This is a genomic window from Deinococcus sp. (assembly GCF_018260405.1).
Classification (GTDB): Bacteria; Deinococcota; Deinococci; order Deinococcales; family Deinococcaceae; genus Deinococcus.
Window position 1 is genome coordinate 1 of record NZ_JAGLBG010000157.1, and the last position, 3,397, is coordinate 3,397.

Consider the following 3,397-nt stretch of genomic DNA (forward strand, 5'->3'; position numbering starts at 1 on the left):
GGGCCAGGCGGTTACAGTCCTCGACCGTCATCTCGCTCAGCACGTCGTCCGGGTTGCGCCCGGCCAGCACCGTCATGAGCCGCTGGGCGAAATGTGGTTCGAGCGCGGCGACCCCCACCCAACCGTCTTTGAGGGGATAGAGCCGGTAGTTCGGCAACGCGCCCGAAAGCCAGCCGCCCTGGGCTGTCAGCCCGAAACGCAGCGGCAGGGCAAAATGTTCGGCGCTTTGTTTCAGGCCCACCTGCCGGTAGCGCTCGGTCGCGCCCCGTTCACGCCCCAGCAGGAGGGTCACGGCGGCGCGGGCCGCTTCCTGGCCCCCGGCGATGTCGGCCAGCAGGGTGCGCGGCATCTGCGGCGGGTTAAGCAGCCCAGCCTGAAGCTGATAGGTCAGGTCGTGGCCCGGCACTTCGGGTTCTTCGGTATCGCCCACGATGTCCACCCAGCACAGCCGGGGGTTCAGGGCGGCCAGAGCCTCCTGCGTGAGGCCCAGACGGGCAAGCGCGGCAGGCCGCTGACTGGTCAGCAGCAGGTCGGCGTCTTTCAGCAGCGCGTGAAACGCCGCCTGCCCGTCTGCCGAGCGCAGGTCGAGGGTCTGAACAGTCTGCCCGGCCGCCAGGTTGGCGTACAGGTCAGAATGGGCCTGGCGCAGCATGTCGCCGCCCGGGCCTTCCACTTTCGTCATCTGGATGCCGTCTTTCACCAGGGCGGCGGCGGCCAGCGGGCCGGGAATGTTGCCCGCGAGGGTCAGCGCTTTTAGACCAGCCAGAGCAGGAGTTGAGGTAGACAAAGGGCCTCCTTGAGAGAGAAAGGGGGAAAATAACGGCCAGTACAGTGTTCAAGGCTCGGCAGCCACTTGACACACCACTAGTTTTCAACGAACATATTGAACGTACAACATTTAAGTTCATTTGACCAGTCCCTCTTTCAGACAGGAGCCTTGACATGACCGGACAAGACATCGCCACCCCAACAGAAACCGAACTCGCCGCCGCTCAGGGTGCCCAGCCGGGCAAGCCCGTGGAAGGTCTGGCCGAAGCGGCCGGCCTTGGACAGGCGCCCAGCGACCAGGCGCAGGTCTTTACGGCCGTGCCCGCCACGCCGCCCCTCCTGCCGCGCTCGCTGTACGAGGCCGAACATGAAGCCTACCGCCGGTCGGTTCGCGCCTTCATGGAAAAAGAGGTGGCCCCCTACGGTGAACAGTTCGAGCACCAGGGCCACGTGCCCCGCGAACTCTGGAACAAGGCCGGCGAAGCCGGAATGCTCTGCGCCGCCATTCCCGAGGAATACGGCGGGCTGGGCGGCGACCGGCTGTTCAGCGCCATTCTGATGGAGGAACAGGGCCGCATCCTCAGCAGCGCCCTGGGCTTCATGCTGCATTCGGACATCGTCGCGCCGTACATCCTGAACTACGGCACCGAGGAGCAAAAGCAGCGGTACCTGCCCAAAATGGGGACCGGGGAAATCGTCGGCTGCATCGCCATGTCCGAACCCGGCGCTGGCTCCGACCTTCAGGGCATCAAGACCCGCGCCGAGGACAAGGGCGACCACTACCTGCTGAACGGCTCCAAGATCTTCATTACCAACGGCTACCTCGCCGACCTTGCCATCGTGGTCGCCAAGACGGGCAACACCGGCAAAGGCAGCCGTGACATCAGCCTGCTGCTCGTCGATACGGCCAGCGAGGGGTTCACGAAGGGCAAGCCGCTGAAGAAAATGGGCATGAAAGGCAACGACACCGCCGAGCTGTTCTTCAACGACGTGAAGGTGCCGAAAGAAAACCTGCTGGGCGCAGAAGGCATGGGCTTCAAGATGCTGATGCAGGAACTGCCCTGGGAGCGCCTGATCATCGCCATTCAGGCGCAGGCCGGTACAGAAGCGGTCTTTAACCTGACCCGCGAGTACGTCAAAGAGCGTCAGGCGTTTGGTCAGAGCGTCATGGAATTCCAGACGGTGCGTCACAAGCTGGCCGAACTGCAAACCGAAATCAACGTGGGGCGCGTGTTCGTAGACGAGTGCCTGAGACAGGAACTGGAGCACAAACTCAGCCCCCAGGCCGCTTCCGCAGCCAAGTACTGGGTGTCGGACATGTGCAGCCGTGTGATTGACCAGTGCGTGCAGCTGCACGGCGGCTACGGCTACATGTGGGAATACCCGGTGGCCCGCGCCTTTGTGGACAACCGCGCCCACCGCATCTACGGCGGCACCAACGAAATCATGAAAGAACTTATTGCACGTAGCCTGTAATCTCAGGGCCTTAGAGGTGGGAGGGGAAGCCGCTGTGGACGGGCTTCCTGACCCACCTTTCCTGTTTCCTTTCTGTGGAGGCCCATGACAGTAGCCCTGCCCCGACCCACTGAACGCCGCACACAGGCCGAGCGCAGCGAAACCATGCGCCAGAAACTGATAGAAGCGACCCTGGATTGCCTCGTCACCGACGGTTACGTGGGCCTGACCATCAGCAAAGTGACCGAGCGGGCAGGCGTGTCACGCGGCGCGCCGCTGCACCACTTTTCTAGCAAGAGTGGCCTGATGGAAGCGGCGGCCCGGGAACTGGTTTCGCGGCTTTCGCGCAAGCTGGTCGGGGCCTTCGCCCAATCCCAACAGGCCGCCGATCCGGTAGAGGCCTTTATCTTTGCCGTCTGGAGAGATATTTTTACGGCTCAGGAAGGGGCCATGCTCGCTGAACTGACGTACGCCAGCCGCCGGGAGCCAGAGCTTGAGACGATTGTCAAGCGGCTCTGGACCCGAGTTTATCTGATTATGGGCCGGGTGGCTACGCGGTATGTACGGAGCAATCGGCCCGACATTCCCCCGGAACGCGTCCTCTTTCTGACGCAGTGGCTGATGCGCGGTATGGCACAGGATGTTCCGCTGGGTGCACCGCCCGAGCTGTTTAAAGCCTATCTCCGGCTGTGGCGGACTACCTTGCTTGAAGCAGCGAACCTAGAGCCGGGGGGCCGCCCAGGAGAAGTATCAGAAGGTCCTTCAAGAGGCTCAGGAGCGCCTGCTGGCCCGCCGTACCACGCTGATCCCCCTACAGATTCAGGATGACTGGCCCCTCTCCCCTTTTCAAGGTCAGGAAGTCATTCCGCGTTCCACACTTAAGGTGGAACTGAACAGGCTGGTGCAGCAGCCCAGGCTTCGCTTACGGTGCTGGGCATCTCATTGCCTGGAACAGCTCCGGCTATCTGCCGCCACGTCCATCTGTGTCAACCGTGCGGCCTGGAATGACCTCAGCCGTTGCATCGCGGCCACAGACCAACTGACCTAGCCGAAGCACACCCGGTTGACTCGCTTTTGTGTCGCTGAACTGAACGACTCTGCACTGAAAGTGCAGGGGTTCGGTTGCGGCTAAAGCCGCCTTCAATCCTCCAGAATAAACGTCGAATCATCTGGG

General features: G+C 62.5%; 3 protein-coding genes. 2 read left to right on the top strand and 1 reads right to left on the bottom strand.

All coding sequences use genetic code 11. The features are described 5' to 3' along the window. Positions 1-787: CoA transferase (locus tag QZ269_RS12465; RefSeq protein ID WP_291427028.1), on the bottom strand; the 787-nt coding region annotated here is incomplete at its 3' end. Positions 788-942: 155 nt separating this feature from the next. Between QZ269_RS12465 and QZ269_RS12470 the strand changes: the two genes are divergently transcribed. Further along, a complete protein-coding gene (locus QZ269_RS12470) occupies positions 943-2,244 on the top strand; it encodes an acyl-CoA dehydrogenase family protein (protein WP_291427029.1) in 1,302 nt (433 codons plus the stop codon). 84 nt (positions 2,245-2,328) lie between these two features. Continuing rightward, positions 2,329-3,051: a TetR/AcrR family transcriptional regulator gene (locus tag QZ269_RS12475; RefSeq protein ID WP_291427030.1), complete on the top strand. Its 723-nt coding sequence runs from the start codon at positions 2,329-2,331 to the stop codon at positions 3,049-3,051. Positions 3,052-3,397 lie beyond the last annotated feature (346 nt).

Bases quoted from the DNA above. Each gene is read 5' to 3' on its own strand.
- QZ269_RS12470 (WP_291427029.1), top strand. From the start codon at position 943: ATGACCGGACAAGACATCGCCACCCCAACAGAAACCGAACTCGCCGCC.
- QZ269_RS12475 (WP_291427030.1), top strand. From the start codon at position 2,329: ATGACAGTAGCCCTGCCCCGACCCACTGAACGCCGCACACAGGCCGAG.